Raw genomic sequence first — 14,973 nt, forward strand, 5'->3', positions numbered from 1 at the left:
GGAAAGTTTTCGCCCTGATCCTCCATCCGCTAGAATAGCGCTTTTCCCATTGGGGCAGGAGCATGACCATCGGCAATCTGATGCGTTTGTTAAGCGATGGCGAGGTTCACTCAGGCGAGCAGCTGGGTGAAACGCTGGGTATTTCTCGTGCTGCGGTGTGGAAGCAGTTAAAAAAGCTTGAGGCACTTGGGGTTGAGCTGGTGGCTGTCAAAGGGCGTGGCTATCGGTTGGCTCAGCCGCTAGAACCATTGGAAGGCGCCAAGATCGTCGAACGCCTGCCTGCCCAGGCGCGTCATCACTTGGCGCGACTATTTGTCGAAGACCAGTTACCCTCCAGTAACGAGTACTTGCGTCAACGCTTTGAGCAGGGCGCGGGGCATGGTGAGGTGTGCCTGGTTGAACTGCAAACGGCGGGGCGTGGGCGGCGTGGTCGTGTCTGGTCGACACCCTGGGGGCAGAGTTTAATGCTCTCGTTAGGCTGGCGCTTTGAATCAGGTATCGCAGTGCTGGAGGGATTGAGTCTGGCCGTGGGGGTCGTCGTCGCTCAGGTGCTAGAGCAGCATGGCGTAGCGCCTAAGCTAAAATGGCCAAACGATATCTTACTCTCCGAACAAGGTGATGCAGCGAGCGACGAGCTCGGCAAGCTGGCCGGCATTCTTATCGAAGTCACCGGTGATGCGGCAGGCCCCTGTGAAGTCGTCATTGGTATGGGAATGAATTTATGGTTGCCTGCCGCTCAGCGGGCAGCGATCGACCAGCCTGTTGCGGCGCTTTTCGAGCGGCTGCCGAATATCTCGCGGAATCAATTGGCATCGGAAGTGGTAGCAGGCCTATTGGCCATGCTGGCTGACTTTGAGCGAGTCGGCTTTAGCGCCTGGCAGGATGCGTGGAATCAGCGTCATGCCTATGCGGGGCTACCCATTCGGGTGATTCAGGGGCAGCAGACCGGCGACGCTGTCGCCGGGGAAGTAGATGAGAGTGGCAACTTATGGGTTGCCGAAAATGGTCACTCGCGACGCCTAGCCGGCGGTGAGATTAGCGTACGCAGGCGTTTATGATTCTGGATCTGGATATCGGCAACACGCTGTCAAAATGGCGGCTTAAGGATTCCGAGAGTAGTGAGATACGTTCACGTGGCGCGGTCTGGACCCGTGAGGAGTGGCGGCCTGGGGCCGATATTCCCGATCTTGACGTGGTCGAAGCGGTGCGCATATCGAGTGTAGCCAGGGCCGCCGTGCTGGAAGAAACCGTCGCTTTACTGCGTAGCCGGGTGCGCCATGTGCATGTGGCACACTCTACCCATGAGGCGCTGGGCGTCGTTAATGGCTATGAGGAGCCAGGGCGATTAGGTGTTGATCGCTGGATGGGCGCACTGGCGGGCTATCAGTTAGCGGGTGGCTGCTGCGCAGTGGATTGTGGAAGTGCGATTACTATCGACTTTGTACTGCCTGGCGGCACTCATCTCGGCGGCTTTATTATCCCGGGTCTCCGCCTTATGAAGGAGAGCTTAAAGCTTGGTACCCGCAACGTGGCTATCGACCCGGACAGTGAAGCGGATGCCTTGCTGGAGCCAGGGCGGCGGACCGTTGATGCAGTGAATCACGGTATTTACATGGCGGCAGTGAGTGCTATTAACCGCATTTACAGCGAAGTGTGCGACCAGGAGGGTGTGGCATTGCCAATGCTGCTGACGGGTGGCGATGCGCGTGTGGTATCACGGGGCGTGCAGGTGCCTCATGCGGTGTGGCCGGATATGGTATATGGCGGATTAGAGGCGTGTTTTCCAATGACCTTCGCCGAGCGTGCAGGGAAAATGTCGGGCGCGCCGCGGGTGCCTGAGCCTGTGGCGCTAGAAAAGATTCGCGCCGGACTTGCATTCTCAATGTTGCTTTGACAAAATGCAGCGCGTTCCAAGGCAGGCAGCCGGTGCTTAAACATCGCAAGCTACGATAAATTAAGTAAATATCTAGCTTGACACCGCTTTGGAGGCTGGCATAATGTGCCGCCACAGCTGGAGAGGTTCCCGAGTGGCCAAAGGGAGCAGACTGTAAATCTGCCGCGAAAGCTTCGAAGGTTCGAATCCTTCCCTCTCCACCAGAATTAAGCAGCGTCGATGCGGTCGGTGTTGCTGGATGAAAAGCCGGTAACGGGCATGGTCTACGATTTATAACTTCTTTAGTTTAGAAGGTAAGGCTATAAATCAGCGCGTAGCGGATTGTCATTCTAAGACAGGTTCTGCGGGCGTAGTTCAATGGTAGAACCTCAGCCTTCCAAGCTGATGGTGCGGGTTCGATTCCCGCCGCCCGCTCCAGTTGATGTGTTTAGCTCATGTAGCTCAGGGGTAGAGCACACCCTTGGTAAGGGTGAGGTCGACGGTTCAATTCCGTCCATGAGCTCCATATTTTGCAAGAAGAGAGTTGCAGATTAAGCGAGCGCAGCTCGCTTTTTTTGTCTTTGTGCGCAAGTGACGTTTTGCAAGGCTTGGGCGTAAGGAGGGGTTGTCAGGAGTGGATTTCTCCGCTACCATGGCGCCCGCTGTTGTATAGGCGATTGAAAAGGCGCTTATCGATAGGTGTAGATAGTCTATGTGACTGATGATCGAAGCAGAAAATCAGTACGATGATACAGGCCAGTAGCTCAATTGGCAGAGCAGCGGTCTCCAAAACCGCAGGTTGGGGGTTCGATTCCCTCCTGGCCTGCCAACCTTCCCCAGGTTGGTATGTCTTTTTTCCAAAATTCTTTTACCGTTCGCCGCACCCTGAGGAGTCTCGTTTTTATGAAGCCTGGTTCTGTAAAGCATGGCGCCGAGGTGCAACAGAAACGCCATGACGGGCTCAAGTGGGCGGCGGTCGTAGCGCTGCTTGTCGTTGCTGTCATTGGTAATACCTATTTCGCCGATATTGGCCTGCTCTACCGCGTTCTAGGCGTGGTGGTGTTGTGTGTGATTGCGGGTTTGATCGCGCTGACCACTACAAAAGGTCGTGATTTAGTGGAGCTTGCCAGAAGCGCCAAGAAAGAGATTCAGCGCGTTGTATGGCCGACCCGTGCCGAAACCATTCAAACCACAGCTATTGTGCTAGTGGCGGTTCTGGTGGTGGGGCTTATGCTGTGGTTGATCGATACTCTTCTTGGCTGGGCGATGTCCGGCGTCATTGGTTAGGAGTTTTCATGTCCAAACGTTGGTACGTCGTTCACGCTTATTCTGGGTTTGAAAAGCACGTTATGCGCTCATTGATTGAGCGCGTAAAGATGTATGGTATGGAAGATCGTTTTGGCGAGATTCTAGTGCCGACAGAAGAAGTTGTCGAAATGCGTGACGGCAAGCGCCGCAAGAGTGAGCGTAAGTTCTATCCCGGCTATGTGTTGGTCGAGATGGAGATGGCCGACGAAACATGGCATCTCGTCAATGAGACGCCCCGTGTGATGGGCTTTATTGGCGGTACCAAAGAAAAGCCAGCGCCGATTACTTCTCGTGAGGCGGACGCTATTTTGATGCGTGTTAAAGACGGCACCGATAAGCCACGGCCTAAAACCATGTTCGAGCCGGGTCAGTCAGTGCGTGTCGTCGATGGGCCGTTTGCCGATTTCAACGGCGTTGTCGAAGAAGTTAATTATGAGAAGAGCCGCCTGCACGTCAGCGTGCTGATATTTGGGCGCTCAACGCCTGTTGAGCTTGAGTTCTCACAGGTAGAGAAAGAGTAAAGTCTTCGTAAGAGGCAGTGATTAGCTGTCTCGCTAGTCCCGGGGAGCCGCAAGGCGCTATTACCCAAATGGAGTAACTACCATGGCCAAGAAAGTACAGGCTTATATCAAACTGCAGGTTGCTGCAGGTAAAGCCAATCCAAGTCCGCCGGTAGGCCCAGCACTGGGTCAGCACGGCGTGAACATCATGGAATTCTGTAAGGCGTTCAATGCCGCGACTCAAGAAATTGAGCCGGGCCTGCCGACGCCAGTCGTGATCACTGTCTACTCTGACCGTAGCTTCACGTTTGTCACCAAAACACCGCCTGCTGCCGTGCTGCTGAAAAAAGCCGCGGGTATCAAGTCCGGTTCTGGTGAGCCGAACAAGAAGAAGGTGGGTACCGTGACGCGCGAGCAGCTTGAAGAGATCGCCAAAACGAAAGAGCCTGACTTGACGGCTGCGAATCTTGATGCCGCTGTGCGCACCATTGCGGGCAGCGCTCGTAGCATGGGCCTAAACGTGGAGGGTCTCTGATCATGGCTAAACTGTCTAAGCGTGCGAAAGTAATTCGCGAGAAAGTAGACACCCGCAAGGCTTACTCTATTGAAGAGGCGGTAGCACTGCTCTCCGAGCTGTCTACGGTTAAGTTCAAAGAGTCTGTTGATGTCGCTATCAACCTTGGCGTTGACCCGCGTAAATCTGACCAGGTTGTGCGTGGCGCTACCGTCATGCCTAACGGTACTGGTAAAGACGTACGCGTTGCAGTCTTCACCCAGGGTGCCAATGCCGATGCCGCTAAAGAAGCGGGTGCGGACATCGTCGGTATGGACGACTTGGCTGAGCAAGTGAAAAAAGGCGTGATGGATTTTGACGTCGTTATCGCTTCGCCAGATGCCATGCGCGTTGTGGGTCAGCTGGGCCAGATTCTAGGTCCGCGTGGCCTGATGCCTAACCCGAAAGTAGGCACCGTGACGCCCGATGTGGCGACAGCGGTTAAAAATGCCAAAGCGGGTCAGGTACGTTTCCGTACCGACAAAAACGGCATTATTCACACTACCCTGGGTAAAGTGGATTTTGACGTCACAGCGATTAACGGCAACCTGGAAGCGCTGGTTGCTGACTTGAAGCGTCTCAAGCCGAGCTCTTCTAAAGGCATTTACTTCAAAAAAATGACCTTGTCCACTACCATGGGCCCGGGTTTAACAATCGATCATTCTGCTTTCGCGTAAAGCAGGCTATCGTTGGTTTTTTTGTAGGAACCGAGCAAGAACTTTGCGGTCCCCCGTTTGGTTATTAACACTGGCCGGGGCATCGTCAAAGACCGCAGGTGCCGCTTAGCGTTTTAATAGCGGCTTAATTGCCCTAAAAGCGCCTGCGCAGATGGTGTGGCCGCCAGTTGGTTAAGCTTAAAGGCTTTCTGGTGAGCACCATCCCCAAGGCTTCCCGTTTAGCGCTGCTGTTATTGACAAGCAGTACAAGACGGGAAGAGATGGTAACCACCGGAACCTTCTTGGGTTCCGGCACGAAGGAGTGATCACTGTGCCACTAGCACTTGAAGGCAAGAAAGCGATTGTTGCCGAGGTCAGTGAAGCGGCCAAGGGCGCACTCTCCGTCGTAGTTGCTGATTCTCGCGGCGTTACGGTTGGCAAAATGACCGATCTGCGTAAGCAGGCGCGTGAGAATGGTGTAGAGCTGCGTGTAGTTCGTAACACGCTGGCTCGCCGCGCTCTCGAGGGCACTCAGTGGGAGTGTCTGAACGATAGCTTCGTTGGTCCGACGTTATTGGCTTTCTCTACTGATCATCCGGGCGCTGCCGCTCGTCTGTTCAAAGAGTTTGCAAAAGCGGACAAGAACTTCGAAGTAAAAGCGTTGGCCTACGAAGGTGAGCTGATTCCGGCTGCTGACATCGACCGTCTGGCAACCCTACCGACACACGACGAGGCAATTGCCAAGTTGATGTCGGTAATGAAAGAAGCCTCCGCTGGCAAGCTGGTTCGTACTCTGGCCGCCCTGCGCGACCAGAAGCAAGAAGCCGAAGCTGCTTAAACAGCGCTTCTTGCAGGTGGCGTGAAGGGTTTTCCCCGTCCGCTGCCTGAGCCGAGCAATGAATCCTGAGCCCTCGGTCGACCGAGGCTCCCGCAAAGTTAGGAATGAAACAATGGCACTGTCTAAAGACGATATCATCAATGCTGTAGCCGACATGACCGTAATGGAAGTTGTCGAGCTGATCGAAGCAATGGAAGAGAAATTCGGCGTTTCTGCAGCGGCTGCAGTTGCAGCTGGTCCGGCTGCTGGCGGCGAAGTGGCTGAAGAGCAGACTGAGTTCGACGTAGTTCTGACCTCTGCTGGCGACAAGAAAGTTAACGTGATCAAGGCAGTTCGCGAGATCACCGGCCTTGGCTTGAAAGAAGCTAAAGGTGCTGTTGACGGCGCTCCGGCGACCATCAAAGAAGGTCTGTCTAAAGACGACGCTGAAGCAGCTAAAGCTAAGCTGGAAGAAGCGGGCGCAACCGTCGAGCTCAAGTAATTCTTGTGCGGACGGCTTTACGCGCTGCGTAAGCTTCCACGGCTGGCGGCGGGATATCCCGCTGCCGGCCTTTTTCTGTTGTAGCTGATGTTGAAAAGCAGCAGTTCTGCCCAGTATGAGAGCAGTCACGACAGAAACGTAAAAGCGTTATTGAAGATAGCGTATTAAAGATAGTGTTATCGACTACAGTGTTATCGACGACTGAGTTATCGAACTAGATTTTCGACGGCGAGCTACCGATTTAGGAGCTTGCTGTCTGTGTCTGACGAAGCTCGAAGGGCAGATGACCACGCATCGGTCACCCATGGTGAACAAGCTGGGGAATACAGATGGCTTACTCATATACTGAGAAAAAACGCATCCGCAAGGATTTCGGCAAACTGCCCCAAGTGATGGATGTGCCTTACTTGCTGGCGATCCAGCTTGATTCCTATTACGACTTCCTCCAGCAAGATCGTTCGCCCGACGAGCGTCACGAAGTCGGTTTGCACGCGGCTTTTAAGTCCGTGTTTCCGATTGAGAGCTTCTCCGGCAATGCAGCGCTTGAGTATGTCAGCTACCGCTTCGGCACGCCGGCGTTCGATGTTAAGGAGTGCCAGCTGCGCGGCGTGACTTACTCCGCCCCGCTGCGCGTCAAGGTTCGCTTGATCATCTATGATCGCGATTCCTCAAATAAAGCAATCAAAGATATTAAAGAGCAGGAAGTCTACATGGGGGAAATCCCCCTGATGACCGAGAACGGTACCTTTGTCATCAATGGTACTGAGCGGGTTATCGTTTCCCAGCTCCACCGGTCACCCGGTGTGTTCTTTGATCACGATAAAGGTAAGAGCCACTCTTCAGGCAAGCTGCTCTACTCAGCTCGCGTGATTCCTTACCGTGGCTCATGGTTAGACTTCGAATTCGATCCTAAAGACAATGTCTTTGTACGTATTGACCGTCGCCGCAAACTGCCGGCTTCGGTTCTTATGCGTGCCTTAGGCATGAGCACCGAAGAGATCCTGGCCGAGTTCTTTGAAACCAGCGTCTTCCACATTGAGAAATCCGGTTTCTCTGTGGAGCTGGTACCGTCGCGCCTGCGCGGCGAAACGGCGACTTTCGACATTAAAGATGGCGAAGGTAATGTAATCGTTGAAGAGGGTCGCCGGATTACCCAGAAGCACATTCGTCAGCTTGAAAAAGCCGGCCTTGAGCGCCTGGATGTGCCGATGGAGTACTTGTTCGGCAAAACCCTGGCCAAAGATCAAATCGATGCCAAAACGGGCGAGTTGATCTGCCCGTGTAACACCGAGATCACGCCAGAAGTGCTTGAGCGCATGGCGCAGGGTGGTATTACCCTGGTCGAAACGCTCTACACCAACGATCTTGACTGCGGTTCCTTTATTTCCGACACCTTGAAGTTGGATGCGACGAATTCAGCACTCGAGGCGCTGGTCGAAATTTACCGTATGATGCGCCCCGGCGAGCCGCCCACCAAAGAGTCTGCCGAGACGCTGTTTAACAATCTGTTCTTCTCTGAGGATCGCTACGACCTCTCTGGCGTTGGCCGCATGAAGTTCAACCGTCGCCTGCGTCGTGATACTGACACCGGCTCCGGCGTACTGGATCGCAAAGACATCCTGGATGTGTTGCGTGAGCTGATCAGTATTCGTAACGGCTTCGGTGATGTCGACGATATCGATCACCTGGGTAACCGCCGTATTCGCTGTGTGGGCGAAATGGCTGAGAACCAGTTCCGCGTTGGCTTGGTGCGTGTTGAGCGCGCCGTTAAAGAGCGTCTTTCCATGGCGGAAAGCGAAGGCCTGATGCCGCAAGACTTGATCAACGCCAAGCCGGTTGCGGCCGCGGTGAAAGAGTTCTTCGGTTCCAGTCAGCTTTCGCAGTTTATGGATCAGAACAACCCGCTCTCGGAAGTTACCCACAAGCGTCGTGTATCTGCACTCGGCCCCGGTGGTTTGACTCGTGAGCGCGCTGGCTTCGAAGTTCGTGACGTACACGCCACGCACTACGGCCGTCTTTGCCCGATCGAAACGCCGGAAGGCCCGAACATCGGTCTGATCAACTCGCTGGCGACTTATAGTCACACTAACAGCTACGGCTTCCTCGAAACGCCGTACCGTAAAGTGGTTGACCGTCAGTTGACCGACGACATTGTTCACCTCTCAGCGATCGAAGAGGGCGATTTCGTTATCGCTCAGGCATCGGCAGCGGTGGATGAATCCAACAAGCTAAGCGATGACCTGGTACAGGTACGTCACCGCGGTGAAACGACCTTTATGCGTCCTGAGCAAGTGACGCTGATGGACGTATCACCTCGTCAGGTTGTCTCGGTTGCCGCAGCATTGATTCCGTTCCTGGAGCACGATGACGCCAACCGCGCCTTGATGGGTTCGAACATGCAGCGTCAGGCGGTGCCGACCCTGCGTGCCGATAAGCCGCTGGTAGGTACCGGCATGGAGCGCTTTGTTGCACGTGACTCCGGTGTCTGTGCGGTGGCCAATCGCGGCGGCGTGATTGATTCCGTCGATGCGCGTCGTGTGGTGGTACGGGTCAATGAAGATGAAATTATCGGCGGTGAAGCCGGTGTTGATATCTACAACCTGACCAAATACACCCGCTCGAACCAGAACACCTGTATGAACCAGCGCCCCATCGTGCGGCCTGGCGACAACGTGGCGCGTGGCGATATTCTCGCCGACGGCCCGTCAGTCGATATGGGCGATCTGGCCCTGGGCCAGAACATGCGCATCGCGTTCATGCCCTGGAACGGTTACAACTTCGAAGACTCGATCCTGCTTTCCGAACGAGTCGTTCAAGAAGACCGTTTCACCACGATTCACATTCAAGAACTGACCTGTGTGTCTCGTGACACCAAGTTGGGCTCGGAAGAGATTACCTCCGATATTCCCAACGTGGGTGAGTCGGCGCTCTCCAAACTGGATGAGGCTGGCGTTGTTTACATCGGTGCTGAAGTTGGCCCCGGCGACATTCTGGTCGGCAAGGTAACGCCGAAAGGTGAAACCCAGCTGACGCCAGAAGAGAAGCTGCTGCGTGCCATCTTCGGTGAGAAAGCGTCAGACGTTAAAGATACTTCTCTGCGTGCCCCCACCGGCATGAAGGGAACGGTCATCGACGTTCAGGTGTTTACCCGCGACGGCGTCGATAAAGATTCCCGTGCACTTTCCATTGAGCGTACGCAGCTCGATGAAGTACGTAAGGATCTGCAAGAGACCTATCGTATCGCTGAAGACGCCACGTTTGAGCGTCTCAAGCGTACCCTTGACGGCCAAGCCGTTAACGGTGGTCCGAACCTTAAGAAAGGCGACGTGCTCGACGAAGCGTACCTTGACGAGCTGCCGCGTCAGCAGTGGTTCAAACTGCGCATGCAGGATGAATCCTACAACGAGCTGCTGGCCCAGGCTGACGAGCAGCTTGAAAACCGTCGTAAAGAGATGGACGAGCGCTTTGAAGATAAGAAGCGCAAGCTGACCCAGGGCGATGATCTCGCGCCGGGCGTGCTGAAAATCGTCAAGGTTTACATGGCGGTCAAGCGTCGCATCCAGCCAGGCGACAAGATGGCCGGTCGTCACGGTAACAAGGGTGTTATCTCCGCGATCATGCCGATCGAAGACATGCCGTTCGACGAGAAGGGTGAACCGGTCGACGTGGTACTGAACCCGCTGGGTGTTCCGTCGCGCATGAACGTCGGTCAGATTTTGGAAACCCACCTGGGCATGGCCGCCCGTGGTCTAGGGGTCAAAATCGACGCCATGCTGCGCGATGCACGCGGACAGCAGGTTGCTGAGATTCGCGACTTCTTGGGGCAGATCTACAACACGCAAGGTACGCGCGTTGAAGACCTCGATTCCCTGACTGACGATGAGGTCATTGCCCTGGCGAAGAACCTCAAAGGGGGTGTGCCGATGGCTACGCCGGTGTTTGACGGTGCCAAAGAGCACGAAATCAAACATCTGCTGAAGCTGGCGGACATTCCTGAATCGGGCCAGATGGCCCTGTTCGATGGCCGTACCGGTGACGCTTTTGACCGTCCGGTTACCGTCGGCTACATGTACATGCTGAAGCTTAACCACTTGGTAGACGACAAGATGCACGCGCGTTCTACCGGTTCTTACTCGCTGGTTACCCAGCAGCCCTTGGGTGGTAAGGCACAATTCGGTGGTCAGCGCTTCGGTGAGATGGAAGTGTGGGCGTTGGAAGCATACGGCGCCGCGTACACGCTACAAGAGATGCTCACCGTCAAGTCGGACGACGTCGAAGGCCGCACCAAGATGTACAAAAACATCGTGGATGGCGACCACACCATGCAGGCAGGCATGCCGGAATCCTTCAACGTACTCGTGAAGGAAATCCGCTCGCTGGGCATCGATATCGAGTTAGAGAGCTAGGAGCCGTCACATGAAAGATTTGGTGAAAGTACTCAAATCGCAGTCTCAGTCCGAAGAGTTCGACGCGATCAAGATTACCCTGGCGTCGCCGGACATGATTCGCTCCTGGTCGTTTGGCGAGGTGAAGAAGCCTGAGACCATTAACTACCGCACCTTTAAGCCGGAGCGGGACGGCTTGTTCTGCGCCAAGATTTTTGGCCCGGTAAAGGACTATGAGTGCTTATGCGGCAAGTATAAGCGCATGAAGCACCGCGGTATTATCTGCGAAAAGTGTGGCGTTGAAGTCACTAAAGCTGCCGTGCGCCGTGAGCGCATGGGGCATATCGAATTGGCTTCTCCGGTCGCTCACATTTGGTTCCTGAAGTCGCTGCCGTCACGGATCGGCATGTTCCTTGATATGACCCTGCGTGATATCGAGCGGGTACTGTATTTCGAAAGCTTTGTCGTTATCGATCCAGGCATGACCACGCTTGAGCGTGGTCAGCTGTTGAACGATGAGCAGTACTTTGAAGCGCTGGAAGAGTTCGGCGACGACTTCGATGCCCGTATGGGTGCCGAAGCGGTACAGGAACTGCTTAAAGACATCGATCTGGAAGAAGAGATCAATACGCTGCGTGAAGAAATTCCGCAGACCAACTCTGAAACCAAGATCAAGAAGCTTTCCAAGCGTCTGAAACTACTTGAGGCGTTCTATCACTCCGGTAACGCGCCGGCGTGGATGGTCATGGAAGTGCTGCCCGTGTTGCCGCCGGACCTTCGTCCGCTGGTACCGCTGGATGGCGGCCGCTTCGCGACCTCTGATCTCAACGACCTTTACCGTCGGGTGATCAACCGTAACAACCGCCTGAAGCGTCTGCTCGACCTCAATGCGCCGGATATCATCGTGCGCAACGAGAAGCGCATGCTGCAGGAAGCGGTCGATGCACTGCTGGATAACGGTCGTCGTGGCCGCGCGATCACGGGCTCTAACAAGCGTCCGCTGAAGTCGCTCGCCGACATGATCAAAGGTAAGCAGGGTCGTTTCCGTCAGAACCTGCTGGGTAAGCGTGTCGACTACTCGGGCCGTTCGGTGATTACCGTGGGTCCGACCCTGCGCCTGCACCAGTGTGGTCTGCCGAAGAAAATGGCGCTGGAGCTGTTCAAGCCGTTTATCTACTCCAAGCTGCAGTCGCTGGGCTACGCCTCAACGATCAAAGCCGCCAAGAAGATGGTCGAGCGCGAGCTGCCGGAAGTGTGGGACATCCTCGCCGATGTTATCCGCGAACACCCGGTGCTGCTTAACCGTGCACCGACGCTTCACCGTCTGGGTATCCAGGCCTTTGAACCGCTGCTGATCGAAGGTAAAGCGATCCAGCTGCACCCGTTGGTGTGTGCCGCTTACAACGCCGACTTCGACGGTGACCAGATGGCGGTCCACGTACCGCTAACCCTGGAAGCTCAGCTTGAAGCGCGTGCGCTGATGATGGCCACCAACAACGTGCTCTCGCCCGCTAATGGCGAGCCGATCATCGTACCGTCGCAGGACGTTGTTCTGGGTCTTTATTACATGACCCGCGAAAAGATCAATGCCAAGGGCGAAGGCATGGTGTTCTCTGACCTCAACGAGGTAGAGCGCGCGTTTGGTACTCAGTCAGTATCGCTACACGCCCGTGTCAAAGTGCGTCTGGACGAAGTGGATGTCGATGAAGAGAGCGGCGAGCGTAGCTTCCACCGCCGTATTTACGATACGACGGTAGGCCGTGCACTGCTGTTCCGCATTCTGCCCGAAGGCGTGCCCTTCGAGCTGATCGATCAGCCGATGAAGAAGAAAGCGATCTCCAGCCTGATCAACGAAGTTTATCGTCGTGCCGGCCTCAAGCCGACCGTCATCTTCGCTGACCAGCTGATGTACACCGGTTTCCGCTTGGCGACTTGGTCAGGTGCCTCTATCGGTGTTAACGACTTCGTTATCCCCGAAGCCAAAACCGAGATCGTCGATGCGGCGGAAGCCGAAGTTAAAGAGATCGAAGACCAGTTCTCTTCTGGCCTGGTAACAGCGGGTGAGAAGTACAACAAGGTTATCGATATCTGGTCAAAGGCCAACGACAAGGTCGCCAAGGCGATGATGGTCGGTATCTCGAAAGAGACGGTTGTTGATCGTGATGGCAACGAGGTTGAACAAGATTCGTTCAACAGCGTCTTCATCATGGCCGACTCCGGTGCCCGTGGTAGTGCTGCACAGATTCGTCAGCTTGCCGGTATGCGTGGCCTGATGGCCAAGCCGGATGGCTCGATCATCGAAACACCGATCGTCGCCAACTTCCGTGAAGGCCTGAACGTACTGCAGTACTTCATCTCGACCCACGGTGCACGTAAAGGTCTGGCGGATACGGCCCTGAAAACGGCCAACTCCGGTTACTTGACGCGTCGCTTGGTCGACGTAGCGCAAGACTTGGTGATCACCGAAGTCGACTGTGGTACCGAAAATGGCTTGACCCTGCACCCGATTATCGAAGGCGGCGACATCATCGTACCGCTTTCCCAGCGCGTGCTGGGCCGTGTAGTCGCTCAGGATGTGGTTCATCCGGGCAGCGGTGAAGTACTAATCGCTAAAGGTACCTTGCTCGACGAGAAATGGTGTGCCGCGCTCGACACCATGGGTGTCGACGAGATCATCGTACGCTCTACGATTACCTGTGAAACGCCGCACGGCGTGTGTGCCTCCTGTTACGGCCGTGACTTGGCCCGTGGCCATCAGGTCAACATCGGTGAAGCTGTCGGCGTTATCGCTGCACAGTCCATCGGTGAGCCGGGCACCCAGCTGACCATGCGTACCTTCCACATCGGTGGCGCAGCATCGCGTTCATCGGCCGTGGACAGTGTTCAAGTGAAGCACGGTGGTAAGGTGCGTCTGCACAACATCAAGCACGTTGAGCGCGCCGACGGCAAACTGGTAGTGGTCTCGCGTTCTAGCGCCTTGGCTGTTGCAGATGATCATGGTCGTGAGCGTGAGTACTACAAACTGCCCTACGGTGCCGAACTCTCGGTACGTGATGGTGATGTGGTTGATGCCGGTACGACAGTTGCCAAATGGGATCCGCACACTCATCCGATCGTGGCTGAAGTAGAAGGTAAGGCCCAGTTCATCGATCTTGACGAAGGTGTCACCATGCACCGCAGCGTCGATGAAATGACCGGCCTGTCTTCTATCGAGGTGATTGAGTCGGCAGCACGGCCAATGGCGGGTCGCGATAAGCGTCCGATGGTCATGCTGCAAGACAGCGCGGGTGAGTATGTTTCAGTGTCCGGTTCAAATACACCGGTCCAATACTTACTGCCGGGCAACTCGATTATTTCAGTCGATGATGGTGCCACTATTGGGGTGGGCGAAGTGGTTGCCCGTATCCCCGTTGAGGCATCGGCGAACAAAGATATCACCGGTGGTTTGCCACGGGTTGCGGACTTGTTTGAAGCGCGTAAGCCGAAAGAGTCCTCGATCCTGGCCGAGATCAGCGGTGTGATCAGCTTTGGTAAAGAGACCAAAGGTAAGCGTCGCCTGACCATTACGCCGGAGTCTGGCGATCCGTTTGAGGCGCTGATTCCGAAATGGCGCCAAATCGCGGTCTTCGAAGGTGAAACTGTCGAGAAGGGCGAAGTGATTTCCGATGGCCCGAGCAACCCGCACGACATCCTGCGCTTGCTGGGTGTTGAGGAACTCGCCAAGTACATCACTGCCGAAGTACAGGACGTTTATCGTCTGCAAGGCGTAGGCATTAACGACAAGCATATCGAAGTGATTGTGCGTCAGATGCTGCGCAAGGTGGAGATTACCGATTCGGGCGACTCTGATTTCATCACGGGCGACCAGGCAGAACTGGTTCGCGTGTTGGAACAGAACGAGCGACTTGAAAAAGAGAAGAAATTCCCAGCCAAGTATCAACGTATGTTGCTGGGTATCACGAAGGCCAGCTTGGCCACCGAGTCGTTCATCTCTGCGGCCTCCTTCCAGGAGACAACCCGCGTACTGACCGAAGCGGCGGTGACAGGCAAGCGCGATTATCTGCGCGGCCTGAAAGAAAACGTGGTAGTGGGGCGTTTGATCCCGGCAGGTACGGGCTTGACTCACCACGCAGAGCGTCGTCGCAAGCGCGAAGACGTTGAGCAACTGTTCAATCCTTCGGCAACTGAGGTAGAGCAGGAGCTAGGCGCCCAGTTGACCGCTCTCGATTCTGACGACGAGCTGTAAACAGGTGCATAAGTAAGTAAGAAAGTGAACGTAAAACGAATAGCTGATCCGAAAAGCGCTTCCTTGCCGGTAAAACCGCCGGCAAGGCTTGACGTAACCTAGGATCAGCCTTTAGAATGCGCAGCCTTTAACA

The 14,973-nt window shown here is 55.2% G+C and carries 10 protein-coding genes and 4 tRNA genes; all 14 read left to right on the forward strand.

Annotation, left to right across the window (positions count from 1 at the left end; all coding sequences use genetic code 11):
• The first annotated feature begins 62 nt into the window (after positions 1-62).
• A complete protein-coding gene (locus tag ACW44H_RS00815) occupies positions 63-1,058 on the forward strand; it encodes a biotin--[acetyl-CoA-carboxylase] ligase (protein ID WP_113269846.1) in 996 nt (331 codons plus the stop codon).
• Positions 1,055-1,894, forward strand: a complete 840-nt coding sequence (locus ACW44H_RS00820) for a type III pantothenate kinase (RefSeq protein WP_113269845.1) — start codon at positions 1,055-1,057, stop codon at positions 1,892-1,894. The genes ACW44H_RS00815 and ACW44H_RS00820 overlap by 4 nt, the downstream gene beginning before the upstream one ends.
• Before the next feature lie 119 nt (positions 1,895-2,013).
• Positions 2,014-2,097: transfer RNA gene (locus ACW44H_RS00825), tRNA-Tyr, on the forward strand.
• Positions 2,098-2,237: 140 nt separating this feature from the next.
• Positions 2,238-2,311 (forward strand) — tRNA-Gly (locus ACW44H_RS00830).
• A gap of 13 nt (positions 2,312-2,324) precedes the next feature.
• Positions 2,325-2,399 (forward strand) — tRNA-Thr (locus tag ACW44H_RS00835).
• A gap of 227 nt (positions 2,400-2,626) precedes the next feature.
• Positions 2,627-2,702, forward strand: a tRNA-Trp gene (locus ACW44H_RS00840).
• A 74-nt stretch (positions 2,703-2,776) separates the two neighbouring features.
• Positions 2,777-3,160, forward strand: coding sequence for a preprotein translocase subunit SecE (gene secE, locus ACW44H_RS00845; RefSeq protein WP_167408796.1), 384 nt, complete (start codon positions 2,777-2,779; stop codon positions 3,158-3,160).
• An 8-nt stretch (positions 3,161-3,168) separates the two neighbouring features.
• On the forward strand, positions 3,169-3,702 hold the full coding sequence (gene nusG / locus ACW44H_RS00850; RefSeq protein ID WP_113269843.1) for a transcription termination/antitermination protein NusG: 534 nt from the start codon (positions 3,169-3,171) through the stop codon (positions 3,700-3,702).
• 82 nt (positions 3,703-3,784) lie between these two features.
• Entirely contained in the window at positions 3,785-4,216 is a 432-nt protein-coding gene (rplK, locus tag ACW44H_RS00855) for a 50S ribosomal protein L11 (protein ID WP_007112017.1), read from the forward strand.
• Between the two features lie 2 nt (positions 4,217-4,218).
• On the forward strand, positions 4,219-4,911 hold the full coding sequence (gene rplA / locus ACW44H_RS00860; RefSeq protein ID WP_457506231.1) for a 50S ribosomal protein L1: 693 nt from the start codon (positions 4,219-4,221) through the stop codon (positions 4,909-4,911).
• Positions 4,912-5,221: 310 nt separating this feature from the next.
• Positions 5,222-5,728 (forward strand): 50S ribosomal protein L10, encoded by a 507-nt coding sequence (gene rplJ, locus ACW44H_RS00865; RefSeq protein WP_113269841.1) that lies wholly within the window; start codon positions 5,222-5,224, stop codon positions 5,726-5,728.
• A 112-nt stretch (positions 5,729-5,840) separates the two neighbouring features.
• Positions 5,841-6,209 (forward strand): 50S ribosomal protein L7/L12, encoded by a 369-nt coding sequence (gene rplL, locus ACW44H_RS00870; protein ID WP_457506232.1) that lies wholly within the window; start codon positions 5,841-5,843, stop codon positions 6,207-6,209.
• A 329-nt stretch (positions 6,210-6,538) separates the two neighbouring features.
• The gene (gene rpoB, locus ACW44H_RS00875) at positions 6,539-10,615 is read left to right on the forward strand and encodes a DNA-directed RNA polymerase subunit beta (protein ID WP_457506233.1); all 4,077 of its coding nucleotides are present in this window, start codon (positions 6,539-6,541) and stop codon (positions 10,613-10,615) included.
• 10 nt (positions 10,616-10,625) lie between these two features.
• Positions 10,626-14,840 (forward strand): DNA-directed RNA polymerase subunit beta', encoded by a 4,215-nt coding sequence (gene rpoC / locus ACW44H_RS00880; protein WP_457506234.1) that lies wholly within the window; start codon positions 10,626-10,628, stop codon positions 14,838-14,840.
• Positions 14,841-14,973: the final 133 nt, after the last annotated feature.

Source organism: Vreelandella sulfidaeris Esulfide1, from assembly GCF_054072535.1.

Coding starts and splice junctions, on each gene's coding strand:
- rpoB (WP_457506233.1), top strand. CDS start 6,539: ATGGCTTACTCATATACTGAGAAAAAACGCATCCGCAAGGATTTCGGC.
- rplA (WP_457506231.1), top strand. CDS start 4,219: ATGGCTAAACTGTCTAAGCGTGCGAAAGTAATTCGCGAGAAAGTAGAC.
- rplL (WP_457506232.1), top strand. CDS start 5,841: ATGGCACTGTCTAAAGACGATATCATCAATGCTGTAGCCGACATGACC.
- nusG (WP_113269843.1), top strand. CDS start 3,169: ATGTCCAAACGTTGGTACGTCGTTCACGCTTATTCTGGGTTTGAAAAG.
- rpoC (WP_457506234.1), top strand. CDS start 10,626: ATGAAAGATTTGGTGAAAGTACTCAAATCGCAGTCTCAGTCCGAAGAG.
- rplK (WP_007112017.1), top strand. CDS start 3,785: ATGGCCAAGAAAGTACAGGCTTATATCAAACTGCAGGTTGCTGCAGGT.
- ACW44H_RS00820 (WP_113269845.1), top strand. CDS start 1,055: ATGATTCTGGATCTGGATATCGGCAACACGCTGTCAAAATGGCGGCTT.
- secE (WP_167408796.1), top strand. CDS start 2,777: ATGAAGCCTGGTTCTGTAAAGCATGGCGCCGAGGTGCAACAGAAACGC.
- ACW44H_RS00815 (WP_113269846.1), top strand. CDS start 63: ATGACCATCGGCAATCTGATGCGTTTGTTAAGCGATGGCGAGGTTCAC.